The sequence below is a fragment of the Parasphingorhabdus flavimaris genome, from assembly GCF_013371215.1.
Taxonomy (GTDB): Bacteria; Pseudomonadota; Alphaproteobacteria; order Sphingomonadales; family Sphingomonadaceae; genus Parasphingorhabdus; species Parasphingorhabdus flavimaris.
In genome coordinates this window covers 631,437-646,136 of sequence record NZ_JABWMH010000001.1, presented here as the reverse complement: position 1 = coordinate 646,136, position 14,700 = coordinate 631,437, and the positions used below count along the sequence as shown (strand labels likewise).

Annotated in this window: 17 protein-coding genes; 10 read left to right on the top strand and 7 right to left on the bottom strand. The window is 55.4% G+C overall.

The genetic code is table 11. The features are described from left to right. The first annotated feature begins 8 nt into the window (after window positions 1-8). From HUO14_RS03155 to ccoS, 3 genes are read left to right on the top strand one after another with little or no spacing between them, the layout of a single operon-like run. Window positions 9-464: a FixH family protein gene (locus HUO14_RS03155; protein ID WP_343046042.1), complete on the top strand. Its 456-nt coding sequence runs from the start codon at window positions 9-11 to the stop codon at window positions 462-464. 41 nt (window positions 465-505) lie between these two features. After that, entirely contained in the window at window positions 506-2,584 is a 2,079-nt protein-coding gene (locus HUO14_RS03150; protein WP_425500469.1) for a heavy metal translocating P-type ATPase, read from the top strand. Further along, window positions 2,581-2,733 carry a cbb3-type cytochrome oxidase assembly protein CcoS gene (ccoS, locus tag HUO14_RS03145; protein ID WP_176278411.1) on the top strand — a complete coding sequence of 51 codons (153 nt, stop codon included), beginning with the start codon at window positions 2,581-2,583 and terminating at the stop codon, window positions 2,731-2,733. The genes HUO14_RS03150 and ccoS overlap by 4 nt, the downstream gene beginning before the upstream one ends. Before the next feature lie 244 nt (window positions 2,734-2,977). Here ccoS and HUO14_RS03140 read toward each other — a convergent pair whose 3' ends face one another. The 5 genes from HUO14_RS03140 to HUO14_RS03120 all read right to left on the bottom strand — a co-directional run bounded on the left by HUO14_RS03140 (window position 2,978) and on the right by HUO14_RS03120 (window position 7,225). After that, on the bottom strand, window positions 2,978-3,613 hold the full coding sequence (locus HUO14_RS03140) for a response regulator transcription factor (protein ID WP_176278751.1): 636 nt from the start codon (window positions 3,611-3,613) through the stop codon (window positions 2,978-2,980). Beyond that, complete coding sequence (locus tag HUO14_RS03135; RefSeq protein WP_176278410.1) at window positions 3,603-5,135, bottom strand: PAS domain S-box protein; 1,533 nt, start codon at window positions 5,133-5,135, stop codon at window positions 3,603-3,605. The genes HUO14_RS03140 and HUO14_RS03135 overlap by 11 nt, the downstream gene beginning before the upstream one ends. A gap of 116 nt (window positions 5,136-5,251) precedes the next feature. Next, entirely contained in the window at window positions 5,252-6,064 is an 813-nt protein-coding gene (locus HUO14_RS03130; RefSeq protein WP_176278409.1) for a universal stress protein, read from the bottom strand. A 142-nt stretch (window positions 6,065-6,206) separates the two neighbouring features. After that, entirely contained in the window at window positions 6,207-6,836 is a 630-nt protein-coding gene (locus tag HUO14_RS03125) for a hypothetical protein (protein WP_176278408.1), read from the bottom strand. Window positions 6,837-6,865: 29 nt separating this feature from the next. Further along, on the bottom strand, window positions 6,866-7,225 hold the full coding sequence (locus tag HUO14_RS03120) for a hypothetical protein (RefSeq protein WP_176278407.1): 360 nt from the start codon (window positions 7,223-7,225) through the stop codon (window positions 6,866-6,868). A gap of 244 nt (window positions 7,226-7,469) precedes the next feature. Here HUO14_RS03120 and HUO14_RS03115 point away from each other — a divergent pair, with 244 nt between their 5' ends. The 4 genes from HUO14_RS03115 to HUO14_RS03100 all read left to right on the top strand — a co-directional run bounded on the left by HUO14_RS03115 (window position 7,470) and on the right by HUO14_RS03100 (window position 9,670). Further along, window positions 7,470-8,021: a glycoside hydrolase family 108 protein gene (locus HUO14_RS03115; RefSeq protein WP_176278406.1), complete on the top strand. Its 552-nt coding sequence runs from the start codon at window positions 7,470-7,472 to the stop codon at window positions 8,019-8,021. 157 nt (window positions 8,022-8,178) lie between these two features. After that, complete coding sequence (locus HUO14_RS03110; protein WP_176278405.1) at window positions 8,179-8,592, top strand: holin family protein; 414 nt, start codon at window positions 8,179-8,181, stop codon at window positions 8,590-8,592. A gap of 170 nt (window positions 8,593-8,762) precedes the next feature. Next, entirely contained in the window at window positions 8,763-9,026 is a 264-nt protein-coding gene (locus HUO14_RS03105) for a hypothetical protein (protein ID WP_176278404.1), read from the top strand. A 17-nt stretch (window positions 9,027-9,043) separates the two neighbouring features. Next, on the top strand, window positions 9,044-9,670 hold the full coding sequence (locus HUO14_RS03100; RefSeq protein ID WP_176278403.1) for a DUF6969 family protein: 627 nt from the start codon (window positions 9,044-9,046) through the stop codon (window positions 9,668-9,670). On the opposite strand, the gene HUO14_RS03095 is transcribed toward HUO14_RS03100, so the two are convergent. Further along, the gene (locus HUO14_RS03095; RefSeq protein ID WP_246255187.1) at window positions 9,667-10,509 is read right to left on the bottom strand and encodes a class II aldolase/adducin family protein; all 843 of its coding nucleotides are present in this window, start codon (window positions 10,507-10,509) and stop codon (window positions 9,667-9,669) included. The genes HUO14_RS03100 and HUO14_RS03095 overlap by 4 nt on opposite strands. 253 nt (window positions 10,510-10,762) lie before the next feature. After that, window positions 10,763-11,752, bottom strand: a complete 990-nt coding sequence (locus HUO14_RS03090) for a sensor domain-containing diguanylate cyclase (RefSeq protein ID WP_176278402.1) — start codon at window positions 11,750-11,752, stop codon at window positions 10,763-10,765. 297 nt (window positions 11,753-12,049) lie between these two features. Here HUO14_RS03090 and HUO14_RS03085 point away from each other — a divergent pair, with 297 nt between their 5' ends. From HUO14_RS03085 to HUO14_RS03075, 3 genes are all read left to right on the top strand, one after another. Next, entirely contained in the window at window positions 12,050-12,391 is a 342-nt protein-coding gene (locus tag HUO14_RS03085; protein ID WP_176278401.1) for a PilZ domain-containing protein, read from the top strand. Window positions 12,392-12,787: 396 nt separating this feature from the next. Next, window positions 12,788-13,270: a helix-turn-helix domain-containing protein gene (locus tag HUO14_RS03080; RefSeq protein WP_176278400.1), complete on the top strand. Its 483-nt coding sequence runs from the start codon at window positions 12,788-12,790 to the stop codon at window positions 13,268-13,270. Between the two features lie 331 nt (window positions 13,271-13,601). Next, window positions 13,602-14,687, top strand: coding sequence for a sigma-54 interaction domain-containing protein (locus HUO14_RS03075; RefSeq protein WP_176278399.1), 1,086 nt, complete (start codon window positions 13,602-13,604; stop codon window positions 14,685-14,687). The last annotated feature ends 13 nt before the right edge of the window (window positions 14,688-14,700 follow it).

The window sequence follows — 14,700 nt, the reverse complement described above, 5'->3', positions numbered from 1 at the left end:
CGACCTCAGTGAAGAAATTCACCGGCTATCATGCCACCGCAATAATCGTCGCCTTTTTCGCGGTCGTTGTCAGCGTCAACATGGTCATGGCACGCTTTGCTCTCTCGACTTTCAGCGGCACCGTGGTCGACAATAGCTATGTCGCGAGCCAGAAATATAATGACTGGCTGGCGCAGGCCCGCACCCAGCAGGCCCATGGCTGGACCGTCTCGCCTGCTCTCCGGAAGGCTGACAGGGCCAGCATCACCATCACCACCGCCGATGGTGTCCCGTTGCTGGGAGCAACGATGTCCGGCGTCGCCGAACACCCCATCGGTCAGGCCGATCCGTTCGAGATCAGCTTTGCCCAGACCGCATCCGGGGAATTTCGAAGCGTCGAGACACTGCCCGCAGGCCGCTGGAAACTGAAAATCATCATCACGCAGGATGACAAGGATATGCGCGTGGTTCGGGATATCTGGTGAACGCTGTTGCGCCCATAAGTGACGGTCAGTCGCAATTGATTGTGTCCCGATTCGCCGTGCCGGCGATCCGTTGCGCCGGTTGTATTTCCAAAATCGAGAACGGCCTGATGGACGTGCCGGGCATCGTTTCGTCACGGGTCAATTTCTCGACCAAACAGGTGGCGATCTCGCATCTCCCCGAACTGGCCGAAGACCAGCTCAGGCGCGCGATCGAGACACTGGGTTTTGAAGCACAGATTCTCGCCGATAATCCACTATCCGAAGAGCGGGGCAGCACCGACAGGTTGATCCGTGCGCTCGCGGTCGCCGGTTTCGGGATGATGAATATCATGCTGCTTTCGGTCAGCGTCTGGTCTGGCGCAACCGGTGTCACCCGCGATCTGTTTCACTGGCTATCGGCTCTTATCGCCATACCGGTAATCGCCTATTCCGGTCGGCCATTCATCGCGTCTGCCGCGATGGCCCTGCGCTACGGGCGGACCAACATGGACGTTCCTATCTCGATCGGCATATTGCTGGCTACCGGTCTCAGCATATACGAAACCGCAACCGGCGGCGAACATGCCTATTTTGACGGCGCGGTGATGCTGTTATTCTTCCTGCTGGCCGGACGGGTGCTCGACGGGATGATGCGCGACCGCGCGCGCGAAGGCATTGGCGCGCTGCTCAAGCAAACCGCTCCGGGGGCGATGGTGCTGGCGGCGGACGGGAACACCCGCTGGGTCGCTTCGAGGGATCTGGTACCGGAAATGCGGATGATGGTTGCGGCCGGTGAAAGCCTCGCTGCCGATGGTGTGATTGTTTCGGGCAGCAGCAGTTTCGACTGTTCGTTGATGACCGGCGAGAGCGCGCCCCAACCCAGGGCAAAAGACGATGTGGTCCTGGCCGGAACGCTCAACCTCACGTCGCCCGTCGTTGTGCGGATCACCGCCACCGGGGAGGACACGAGCGTGTCGGACATCGCCCGCCTGATGGACGAAGCGGGCCAGCGCCGGTCCTTCTACGTGCGCATCGCCGATCGGGCAGCGCGCTATTATGCCCCCGCCGTGCACAGCCTCGCTCTGCTCGCCTTTGCCTATTGGATGATCGTCGGCGCGGGCTGGCACCAATCGTTGCTGATCGCGGTCGCGGTGCTGATCATCACCTGTCCCTGCGCCCTCGGCCTCGCGGTCCCCGCCGCGCAGGTCGTTGCCTCGGGCGCGCTGCTCCGCAAGGGGGTGATGGTCAAGGACGGCAGTGCACTGGAACGGCTGGCGGAGGTCGACTATGCGCTTTTCGACAAGACCGGGACCCTCACTCTGGGCCGTCCGGTACCGGTCAATCTGGATGATCTCGATCCCGGCCAGAAACAGATCGCTCTGGCTCTGGCCCAGGCCAGCCGCCACCCGGTCAGCAAGGGCATTCGCACCGCTTTGCTGGCGCAAGATATCGAGCCGGCGGAGCTTGAGGACATTCAGGAATTGCCCGGCGAAGGCATGGCGGCGCGCTGGGGCGATGTCAAAGTGATGCTCGGCAAAGCGGAAAGGTCCGAGGACCATCTGTCCTCCCAGCTGACCGTCGGCAGCGACAATGTCGTAATTCAGCTACGCGACGAAATCCGGCCCGAAGCTTCGGCGGCCATTGCAAGCCTGCGGATACAGGGATTGCCGTCCTCGATAATATCCGGCGACAACAACCGTTCCGTGTCCGTCGTCGCCAGCGCCTTGGGACTGACCGCCCAAGCCGGCGCCTCGCCCCAGGAAAAGGTGGAAGCCATCACCCGCCTGACCGATAATGGCCACAAGGTTCTGATGGTGGGCGATGGCCTGAACGACGGCCCTGCCCTGGCCGCCGCCCATGTCTCGATCGCGCCCGGCACCGCCAGCGATGTCGGCCAGCAGGCCGCAGACGCCGTGTTCACCAGCGACTCCCTGATGCCGGTCGCTCTCTCGATCCGGGTGGCGAGGCGCACAATGCAGATCGTCCACCAGAATTTCGCCCTCGCCATCGGCTATAATATCTTCGCCGTTCCGCTGGCGCTCACCGGCATGGTGACCCCGCTGATCGCCGCCATTGCAATGTCGCTATCGTCGCTGATCGTCGTCGGCAACGCGTTGCGGCTGAACGGAGCGGCCAAATGAGCGGCCTGGTGATCCTGATACCGGTAGCCCTGTTCATGGGGATATGCGGGCTTGCTTTCTTTTTCTGGGCAATGCGCCACGACCAGTTCGAGGACCTTGATGGCGCCGCCCAGCGGGTGTTGATCGACGAGGAAGACGAGCCGTCATGATAGACCGGATCAGGAAGTCCCGGCTCAGCCGGTTTGCGATCGCCGCAATAGCACTGCCGCTTGCCGCAATGCCTCTGTCAGCCAAATCGGAAATGATGACAATCAAACTATGCTCTGCCGATGGCGCCGTGCGAAATATTTCCATTCCTGTCGAGCAGGAGGACGGCAAGACGGATTGCGCCAAACCATGCCACGCATGCCTGTCACGAAAGAAAAATCCGAAAAACTGAGTTTCCGGTTTCAGCTATGCTTGCTGCCCGTCAGGATCTTCTCCGCTCTCCGCCGCGAAACCGATCCGCAACGCCTCGGCCAGACTGCGCACCCGCAGCTTCTCCATCATATTGGCGCGATATATCTCCACCGTACGCGGTGAAATACCGAGATCATAGGCAATGGTCTTGTTGGGAAGTCCGGCCAGCAAACCGTCAAGCACATCCTGCTCCCTGCCAGTCAGACAGGCCAGTCTGACTTTCGCTTCGGAAGCTGCCATTTCCTTCAGATTGCTATCTTCCAGCCGCACGAATGCCTCTTCCATCGCAGCGATCAGGGCTTCTTTCTCATAAGGCTTTTCAAGGAAGTTGACCGCTCCGGCCCGCATCGCCTGAACGGCAATCTCGATATCGCCATGACCGGTGAGGATCACTACCGGCATGTCAATGCCGTCCTTGATCATCTGCTGCTGCACCTGCAAACCGTCCATTTCAGGCATCCGCACATCGAGCAGCACACAGCCCCGGTCCGCGCCTTTGGCCAGTTTCAGAAAATCAACGCCGGACACTACCGGTTCAACTTTAAAACCGGCATGCCGCAACATGAAAGCCGCCGACCGCCGCACGCTATCATCATCGTCAACAACATAGACCAGCCGCTCATTCGTCAACATCCTGCTCCTCTTCCGCTTTTTCCAACGTTAGCCGAAATATGGTTCCCCCGCCCGGATTGGGTTCCGCACGGATAGTCCCGCCATGCGCTTCGAGGATCGTCCGGCATATCGAAAGCCCCAGGCCCATACCCGTTCCCTTGGTACTGGCAAAGGGATCGAAAATCCTTTCGCCCAGTTCCTGATCAATGCCGGAACCGGTGTCCGAGACGGAAATCTCCACCCGCTCGTCATCTATCGAAGTCACCCCGATATGCAGCTTTTTCTCCGCGCTATCGGACATCGCCTCGATCGCATTGCGCATCAGGTTGACCATCACCTGCTGGATCTGCACCCGATCGACAAACACGTGATTGGTATCCGGCGCGATATCGATCGAGAATTCCACGCCTTTTTCCTGGGCTCCGATCGTACCGAGGACGGTCGCATCTTCCACCACCTGGGCAATCGACAATATCCCCCGGTTGATCTCGCCGCGCGATACAAATTCCCTCAGCCGCCGGACTATGATTCCGGCCCGCAAGCTTTCGGAGACGCTTTCCTGCAGCGCTTCCCGGAAAAACTCCCGGTTCTCGGACAAGTCACCATCCATCATGTCCCGCGCGGCCGACAGATAATTGGCTATCGCGGTCAGCGGCTGGTTGATTTCATGGGCAAGTGAAGAGGCCAATGTTCCGACCGCGCTCAGGCGAGAGGCATGGGCCAGATCCGCCTGCAATGACTGCAGTTCCGCTTCCGTCTGCTTTTTTTCGGTCAGATCGATGATGAAGCCGGTAAAATAGCGCTCGTTGCCAATTTTTGCTTCGCCAACTTCCAGTTGCAGCGGGAATGTCGTGCCGTCTTTCCTGCATCCGACAACGGTTCGACCGATGCCGATAATCCGCTTTTCATCGGTCCGTATATAGCGCTCGATATAGCCGTCATGCGCCGCCCTGTACGGCTCCGGCATCAGGATCTTTACATTTTTACCGATGATTTCTTCCTGCGGATATCCGAACATTTTTTCGGCCGTGGCGCTGAATGAGCTGACCAGTCCAGCTTCATCAATCACGATCATCGCGTCGGGAATTGTCGTCAGGATCGATTTCAGTATCGAATCTGCCTGCTCGAGTTTTTTCTCGGTGTTTTTATGCGCTGTGATATCCTGAAAGGAAATCAGAACCGCATCAACATCGCCGTCAGGATTGGCCAAAGGAGCCAGATTGCAAAGTGTTAGCATCGCCCGCCCGTCCGGAAATTCCAGCTTCACTTCGAACGGCTCGATATTCCTGTTTGGGCGGACATCAAATGCACGCGCCATGGATTCCTGAAAAATTGGTTTGTGGGATGCCGCAACACATGTTGCCGGCGCGCCTTCGGGCAACTCCGCGATGCTGGCGACACCCATGATGTTCAACCCTGCGACACTGCAGTTGATCGCCTGGAGATCGCGATCCACAATCATGACACAATTCGGCAGACTGGACAGAACGGATTCCAGACCGAGTGGCCGTTTCGTATCGAAAGCGTTGGTTTTACCCACTTGCTAAATATACTCCTCGGCTGCCCCATCGCCGCTAGCGAATAGGCGAACCCTACACATAATACGGGCATTGCCAAAAGGAAATCGAAACTGTCTTTTGACAGAAGCTTCATCATTCAATGGGAAACAACCAGCGGAATGGGGCTGTCTTTAAACAAGTTGCGCGTCACGCCACCGAACAGGAACTCCCTTGCCCTGCTGTGCCCATAGGCACCCATGACCAGATATTCCGCATGGACATTCCGGGCCTCGGACAGAAGCGCCTGATCCACCCGGACCTTGCCGGGCGGGGGGCTGTGAATTTCGGATTTGATGCCATGATAGGCAAGATATTCGGAAGCTGCCAGTTGCGGCAGATCGTGGTCCTTGTCTTCCTCGACCGTCAGAATATGAACATCGCTTGCCATTTTGAGAAGCGGAACAGCAGCCCGCAAGGCATTTCCGGACTCGAAACTGCCGTTCCAGGCCACCAGGGCGGGTCCGCAGGCATCGAATTTTTTCACATCATCGGGCTGAACCACGATCGGAGCCGTCGCATTGAACAAGACATCTCCCAAAATGCCAAGCGGCATAGCGGCATCTTTTTGGCCGCCGGCTGAGCTCAGCACGATCAGATCGACCAGGGCAGAGTTTTTCGAAAGTCCGCGAGACGGTTCGGTATTTTCCTCGCGATAATCCCAGGAGACATCTTCATCTGCCAGCCGTTTTTCGATTTTATCACGCAGTTCCGAGCTCAGTTCACGAGACATTTCCCTGATATCGGCCATCACGGATATCCCCGTAACGCCGGCAACCGCCAATTGCGCATTATAGGGATTTGCGTGCAGGCAATGGAGATGCCCGCCCAGCGAACGGGTCAGATCAAGCGCCGCCTGAAGCCGGGCCTCGAGGCCCGCATCATCGGCAATATAAAGCAACACGGATTTCATAAATTCCCTCCTGTGATCACACCCTTCCACTCGGAAACGGGCGTCGGGAAAGGAGTAGCATGGCTGAATCCCTGCCCAGTATAAGGAGATATACGGATCGACTATGCGCTCGATGGTTCCCGTCAATCACCTCCGTTGCGGTTTACGGAATCGCTGCCTTCACCTGATCACCAGTCGGCGTTTGCCACTGGAATGCCGTGATCATTTCCATGATCGACTCTTGCGCCGCAACATCGATTTCCTGCGGATAGGACGCGCTCAGCCGCGCATCCCAATATCCATAGTCCAGCGCGGTCACGCTGAAATGCCATGGCACGCTATCTTTATCGCCATCAAAAATGCCCTGATAGGCGGTGATATCCGGCCTCCCCGAGACAAAATATCCTCCCTCGGAAACGACGGCGGCGCTTGAATATCGGGACAGCAGGTCGGGTTTTACGATCTTGTAATGATCCTCGGCATTCAGCTGCTCAAGATGGATGATCGCAATCTTGATTTCTATTTCATGATCTTCAAAGTCGCGCAGATAGCCGATCTCGAAATTGTTACCCGAAAAATCGGTTGTCATCTCGCATTGCCGGCGAAACCCGACGATATTTGCAGGGAATATGAAGCCGCTGTCCTTGTGAACGATAGCGCCTGGTTCCTTATATGGCGCGAACGGGTCAAACAGCGGCGCAGATCCAATCACGCATTCTGCTGCCGCCGGGCTGCTGGCCAGCGCCAAAGCCGCGCCCGAAAGAAAGACGGCGATGTTCATTCGCTTCAACATGAAAATTCCTCTAGACCTGCCTGCGGTCTTCATTCGTGACAGCTGATCACGCGGAACGGCAGTTCGCTGCCGTTCGCTTCCGTAATCGTCAGATATTCGCCAACCTTGAGTGGATGGTCCTTGAGCCGGAAGATGACTTCGTCATCATCGTCACCGATCTGGTAGGAAAAAGCCCACCCCTTTGGCGACGCAATCACGACGCCGCTTTGATCGGCCTCCCCGGGCCAGAAGCGGCGAACGACCGGCCGTTTTTCAGCTTGCTTCAGCGCCTCCGGTTCGATGAAGCCCTCGTCGTTCAGCGGAACGCGAAAGACATAGGCATGGGCTGACGAACCATTGGGATGGTCAGCGGTTCGGGCCAGTTCAAGGCGGATTGTTTTCCAGGTCATGGCTGATGTCTGAACGAGTGCGCCCAACCGCGCGATACGCAATATTGCGTAGTCGGATGACAAATTCATGCAGGGAGTGCGTGAATACGGACATCGTGACCGGAATTGGCCGACAGAACTTCTATCACCTGGCCCCATCTTCCCGGTCCGACGTCCGCACCCGGAGCAACAAGCAACCTCTTTCCTACATATAACCAAATAGGTTATATCGCCATTTCATTGCACCAGGAAAGGCGATTCCTCCATGCTCAAATCCCACGATATCGACATGATGATAGACAAGGTCATCAAACTTGAAGGCGATTATTCCGACCATCCCGCGGACCGGGGCGGCCCTACCCGATGGGGCGTTACGGAAGCCGTGGCACGGGCCCATGGCTATGCCGGCGATATGCGACATTTTCCGCGCGACGAGGCGGTCTCAATTTACCGACGCAAATATTGGCTCCGTCCGGGGTTTGACAGAATTGCCGTTCATGCGCCGGATATCGCGGCTGAACTGTTCGACACCGGGATCAACATGGGAACCGCAACGGCCAGCGGCTTCCTGCAGCGCGCACTCAATGCGCTCAACCGCAACGGTCGCGACTATGAGAACATCTCGGTGGACCGGATAATCGGCAGCAAGACGCTGAGCGCTCTTGAATCCTTTGTCCGCAAACGGGGCGCGAAGGGTGAGACCGTATTGCTCAAGGCCATCGAGGCGCTCCAGGGCAGTCGCTATATCGAACTGGCGGAAGAACGTCCCGCCAACCAGGCCTTTCTCTATGGCTGGATCGCCAACCGGATCGGCTGAAATCTGCCGGAAACCGTTTTTTCTTTAACAGTGTAAAGTTGGTCAATTTCGCTCTCGTTCTGCAGATATTTTCCTAACGGCCGCGCGCTGAAAAACCCGTCCTTGGCCCCAACTTTGACAAACTTTGAAATTCGACAAACCCGAAAGGAACATAAGAATGTCCATAATATCAACGCTGATCGGCCCTGTTTCCAGGATCATCGACAAGATCATTCCCGACAAGGAGGCGCGCGATCGGGCCAAGCTGGAACTGGTAAAACTGGAAGGCAGCCGGGAACTGGAAGAAATCCGTGTCCAGATGTCGGCCATATTGGCAGAGGCCCAGTCGACCGATCCATGGACGAGTCGAGCGCGCCCCAGTTTCCTTTATGTCATGTATTTTCTGTTACTCTGGTCGGTGCCGATGGGGCTGATCGCCGCCTTCCGTCCAGAGGCCGCCCGCGATATTGCCGCCGGTATGAACGCCTATCTCGCGGGAATACCGGAACCGCTCTACGCGCTCTTCGGGACGGGCTATCTCGGCTATACCATAACCCGCCAATGGGGAAAAATTCGCGGTGTCGAACGATAGAATCCGATGATGCGCCAGCGGAGAGTCCGGTCGACAGCAATGACTGTCCCAAAGCGGATCAGCGGCAGGGAAACGACCGGATTAATGGAAAATTTACGAAATTGACTTGCCATGCCTGTATCTTTCCAGATAAAGGTGAAAGTCTAGTTCATCCAAAGGGGATATATTAAATGACTACCGAAACCAACTTTCGCAAAATGCTCGCTGTAGCCGGCGGCCTTGCTCTTGCAGTTCCAGCTCTTTCTGCATGTGCAGAACAAGCGGAAGACGCAACGGCTGTAGTTGAAGAAGCTGCTGAAGAAGCAACATGTGCAGCTGAAGAAGCTACCTGTGCTGCTGAAGAAGCAACATGTGCAGCTAGCGAAGCTGTTTGTGCAGCTGCAGAAGCAACCGGCGAAGCTGCTGAAGATGCGGCCGCTGCTGTTACCGAGTAAGCTTAGCTTATTTCGCATTGGAAAATGCATTAGAAAGGCTGTTTGAGCTTACCGGCCAGATAGCTAAAGAGGGCGTCTCGCTAGTACCCAGAGTGGTACCGGCAGACGCCCCTTTCGTTCAGTACCAGCATTATCCTCAAGGGGATTGCGTCGCACCCGGCAACAAATCGCGCTGGTTCTACCATGCGCACAAGCCGGAAGAACGCGAAGAAGGCGAACATGGTCATTTCCACATGTTCCTGCCGCTCGACATGTTCGACAATGTCGAACCTTATTATCAGCCTCCCGCCAGATTGCCCAATGGCAAGAAAACACAGGGCGTCGTCCATTTTGGCGCCCTGAGCTTTGGCGTCGACGGCATGCCGATCAGCTGGTTCACCACCAACTATTGGGTCACTTACGAATATATGATGCCGGCCGAGGCCATTGCCTCGCGCCTACGCGATTTCGACATGACCGGCGCACCGGGCGACCCCCTGGTCAACGACTGGCTGACCGCAGCGGTGCAACATTTTCATGACCCTGTCATCGACATCATCCGCAAACGAGATGTCGTGCTGAAGGAAAAGAAACAGGAATTGGGCTCTGCCGTCTTCACCGACAAGAAAGTCGAAATCCTGTCCCGCCAGCCGTTTGATCTCTAGTGATCATATCCCGGATTGCTGCGCTGCAATTTGCGCATCAGGCCGGGCCAGATCAGATTGTCACCAAAGCCTTTCTGGAAGGCCACAGCACTCTGCCCGGCGACACGATGGCCCATTTCCTCGCTCTCCTCGTGGAGTTGGTCCTCTCCTCCGATCGACTGCGCCAAAATCTGGGTTTTGCAGGCATTTTCAAGGAAATACATCCGCAGGAAAGCAATGGCACAATTCTCGCCAACCGTAAGCGTGCCGTGGTTGCGCAGGATCAGCAGGTTCTTCTCGCCAAGGTCGTGGATCAGCCGGTCACGTTCTTCCAGATCAAGCGCGATGCCTTCATAACCATGATAGGCGACGTCATCATAGACCTGCATCGAAAATTGCGTGTAGCGGCGTAGTCCGGCCTTCTGGACCGACACGGCAATGCCGTAAGGCGTGTGGACATGAATGACGCATCCGGCATCCTCGCGCGCGCTGTGGACCGCGCTATGGATCGTGAACCCGGCCGGGTTGATGAAATAGGGTGTGTCCTGCTTGATATTGCCGTCGAGATCGATCTTCACCAGTGCCGACGCCGTCATCTCGTCAAACAGCACACCATAAGGATTGATCAGGAACCGCTCCTCGCCGTCTTCGTCGGGCAAACGGACAGAAATATGGGTGAAGACCAGATCGGTCCAGGCATGCATCGCGCAAAGCCGGTAAGTCGCCGCGAGGTCACAGCGCAACTGCCACTCCACAGCGGAGACCTTGCCCTTGAGGCTGTCGATTTCATGAGGATCAGGGATCGAAAATCCGGGGCTGACTGCCATTGCGGAATCGTCGGTTTGGATCGCGGTTGCCAAGATCAGTTCCTTTGCTTGAAATATCTTCGTCAATGCAGATCAGCGTGCATTGCGCATAATCTCAACTAGACTATCTTTTACATCCCCATGTCAAGCATTACGGGCAACATTATTCCTGCAAAAACTGCGGATATCGAGCATCAATTGTCTGGTCGAGAAACGGCGGCCAGCCCCCTTCCCCGCCTTTCGGCCCGCCTCCCGATGAGTGAATACCGCCGCGACGGGCGGCCTTGATCAGCCGGTTACGAATTGCTCAGCATGGGAGATTCCGGCGCTCGTCCGGATCGCTGCCAGACCTGCCGCAGACATATCGGTCTGGCCCGTAGGCTTCCGCGTTCGCCTGCTTGATCCAGTCGTCGCATATGCCGATGTCGGCTGTAATCTCGGACAACTTCAGGTCGAACATGGCCCCGGATTTGATCCCGTCGATCAATTCCAGAAACTCCTCGGTCACTTCGACGGCCTCCCGGCCAGCCATTCCGGTGAGCAGAATCGCGAATTGAGAGCCACCGATACGGCCGACCCAATCCGTCGGTCGAAGGCGCTTGATCAGAGATTGAATGATGACTCTCAACAATTTGCCGCTGGAAGGGTCGTCGGATCGATCAATAGTCATCATATATTGATCGATGTTGAAAAGAATAAGCGTGCTTCTGGTCTTCTGGCGGTCATATAGCGAAATCGCATTCTGCACCTTTACCGAAAACCCGCTGCGGGTAAGAGCGCCGGTTAGGGCGTCGTTATGCGCCTGCTGACGCAATTCAAGCTCGTACATGACCAGTTCCGCCAGCTGTTCGATTAGCTCGGTCTTCGGATGCCGGAACTGTCTTGGCACGACATCCAGCGCACATAGCGTTCCGATATTATGGCCGTCAGGGGTCGTGAGCGGCACGCCGATATAGCTTCTCAAAAACGGCTCGCCGATAACCGAAGGATTGTTCTCGAAACGCGCGTCCTGTGTAGCATCTTCGATAATCATCGCGCCATTCTGGCAAATTGTAAGATCACAAAATGCGGCATTTCTAGGCATTTCCGACGCCTCAAAACCGATTTTGGATTTGAACCACATGCGCGTTCCATCCATGAATGAAATCGCGGCCATGGGAACATCGAGGGCTGCTTTGACCGCTTGGGTGATATGGTCGAAGCATGTTTCCTCGCCCGTATCCAGTACATCATATCGGTCCAACGCAAATTGACGCGCTGCTTCAACCTCATATTCGAGGTCCAGATCTGGCTTCATTATTCTATTCGATTTCGACAGCATAAGATGAGAGACGGTAATCCAGACGTTCAGCTAAGTGCACCTTTCTTGGTTTCCCGCCAAAATTGAACCCATTTTGGTTCTATCAAATTTTCCGGGGCCAACAATGATGCACCAGACGCAGGAGGCTGGTCTGCGAAGATATCTGCCTCGCTTCGCCTCATATCGGACACCATCAGAATAGCCTGGCGGAGCCCATTCTATGCTGCCCCAACCCTTAGCCGACCGAGGTTTTTGCCGTTCATATCGAAGAGTACACCGACAGAGGATAGAACGATGACGACCCGCGTTAGCGTCGAATTTGATCAAAACGACGAACTTGTGGCTGACAGCAGGCGTTCAAGCGACCGTGAGGCGGTGAATTCAGAAATAAAGGTTCGTCAATCCAATACCCAGTCTTTCCGCACTATATTGTCGGACCTATCCATCAATGGCTTCAAAATGCAGAGCTGCACCAGCCTTGACGAGGATAAATTGGTATTTGTAACCATACCCGGATTGCAAACGCTCGGCGCGCACATACGATGGGCGCGTTATCAGGAGTATGGCTGCGAATTCACCGCGCCTCTGCATCCAGCCGTACTCGCGCATATTGTGTCGGTGCTTCGCAAAAACTGAAACGCCTCACCATTCATCTGTGATGCGGGTGCATCAAGATCTGAATGGCAATTCCTCGCACCCGCTCCCCCCTTTGAATATCATGAAGCTCGTGAAAATTGACCAATTGGCGTAATCTTTGACCTGCGCCTCAACCCAGCAACCGAACATTGGACATCGGCCTGCATAACGTCTGTCGATTAGCACAGACCATATGCCGCGCTCCGTTTTTCACCTGAAAACTCGATATGCGATTGTCCTAGGACTTGAAACCGAGTAGGAATCGGCCAAAGTCTTTCGCATAAGAGCGAGAATGCTACTTGGGCAGAAGATGATTAAAGGCGAACACAGATCCGACTGCGTACATATTTGTAGTGTGGCAAACTTGGGGGGCTCTAGAATTGCAGTGTAAAGGCAATGGATAGTGTTGAGGCTGAGCTAGCAGAGCTGCGGTTGACGATCGAGCAGGCGAACCAGAAATTCAGAATGCTCGACGAACGAATAACGGAATCGAAAAAAGGCACCAATAGCGAGAAGATTGTTTTCACCCCGGATCTGTGCCGGCCCGATCTAATTGATCGCGCCGAAAAATACCTTCATTGGGGACGCTTGAGATCCCAGACACTGGATACCGGAAACGGTCTATTTGCCGACGCATGCTGGAACATGTGTCTCGATATCTACATTTGCGGGCTCAAAGACGAGCGAGTAACAGTTTCAGCCATAGCGCATAGCTCCGGCATCCCGATGACCACCGCAATGAGATATATTAATGTCATGGTCGACCAGAATTTGATCGAGAAAAGCCCTAACCCGGCAGATAACCGCATGATTTTCGTTTCGATTACCGCTGATTGCAGGCAAAAGCTGGAAAGCCTGCTGGCCAGCGCTCCATTCTGAGCGCCAGACACCATTGATTGCCCCCCGGACCAGCAGCTAATCTGTCCAGAATTGGGGAAACAGCCTGCAATCCGGATCTGGCAGCGGTAGACAGGTTCACATGTTCAGGCAGATACAGACTTCGGGCGACGCCGTGAGCGCCTGACCATTCTCTCGCACATTCGACGCATCGACCTGCCCCGATAAACTGACGTCACTTCGTTAACCCATATTTAACCATATATGTCCATTTCTGACGTTACCAGGTGACGGTTCGGAGATTGCGGGATCTTCGAACCAACCACCCCCGGCAATTCGGGAGTGCGTGTGGATTTGTTATCTGGGTAGTTTAATGACCGATGTAAATTTAGAGACGTTGCTTGCTGAGAAGCTGATCGGCGACAGTCCGAAAATGCAGCAGTTGCGCACCATCATCAAATTTGCCGGGCGCTGCAATAGCTCCATCATGATCACCGGTCCTTCGGGCAGCGGTAAAGAAGTTGTCGCCGATGCCATCCATTCAATTTCGGATCGTGGCAACGCAGCCAATATCGCCGTCAATTGCGGCGCACTGCCAGAACATCTGATCGAGTCCGAACTTTTCGGTCATGAAAAAGGCAGCTTTACAGGCGCCGTAAATCAACATGTCGGCCTTTTTGAACAAGCCGACAACGGCACAATCTTCCTTGATGAAATCGGGGACATGCCGATCAATATGCAGGTCAAGCTGCTGCGGGTTCTGGAAACCCGGATCGTCAACCGGGTGGGCGGCAACCGCAATATCGGCATCGACGTCAGAGTGATCGCGGCAACTCACAAACATCTTGGCGAAAGCATCAAGGCTAAGGCATTTCGCGAGGACCTCTACTATCGTCTCTGCGTCGTGCCAATCGAAGTACCGGCCCTCAACGAGCGGGCCGAGGATATTCCGGCTTTGATCGCGCATTTTCTGAAGAACCAGAGCGAAGCAAACCCCCTTCCCGTCTTCACCGAAGAAGCATTGGCGGCGATGCAACGCTACGAGTGGCCGGGTAATGTTCGTGAATTGCGCAATGTCGTCGAACGCGCATCGGTTTTCTTTGCCGGTCGTGAGATTTTCGCAGAAGACGTCGCAATTCTGGTTCAGTCGGTTATCGCTCCTGCGAACCAGAATGTCGAAACGGCCGCCTCCGCGCCATCAGATGCATGGGCTGCCGCCCAATCGACGCAGGGTTCGCCAAACACTGTACATCGGGAAAACAATGTCAGAGATTTGAACGCGCACATGCAATCTGAAGAACGCCGCATCATCATGAATGCACTGGACCGGTCGCATGGCGTCGTCTCACGTGCGGCACGCTCAATCAATATCAAAAGAACCACTCTGATCGACAAGATGCGCAAGCACAATATCGATTGGCAAGTCGAAGACCACACAGACTACAAGATTGCGGTCTAGCGGCGATAAATAT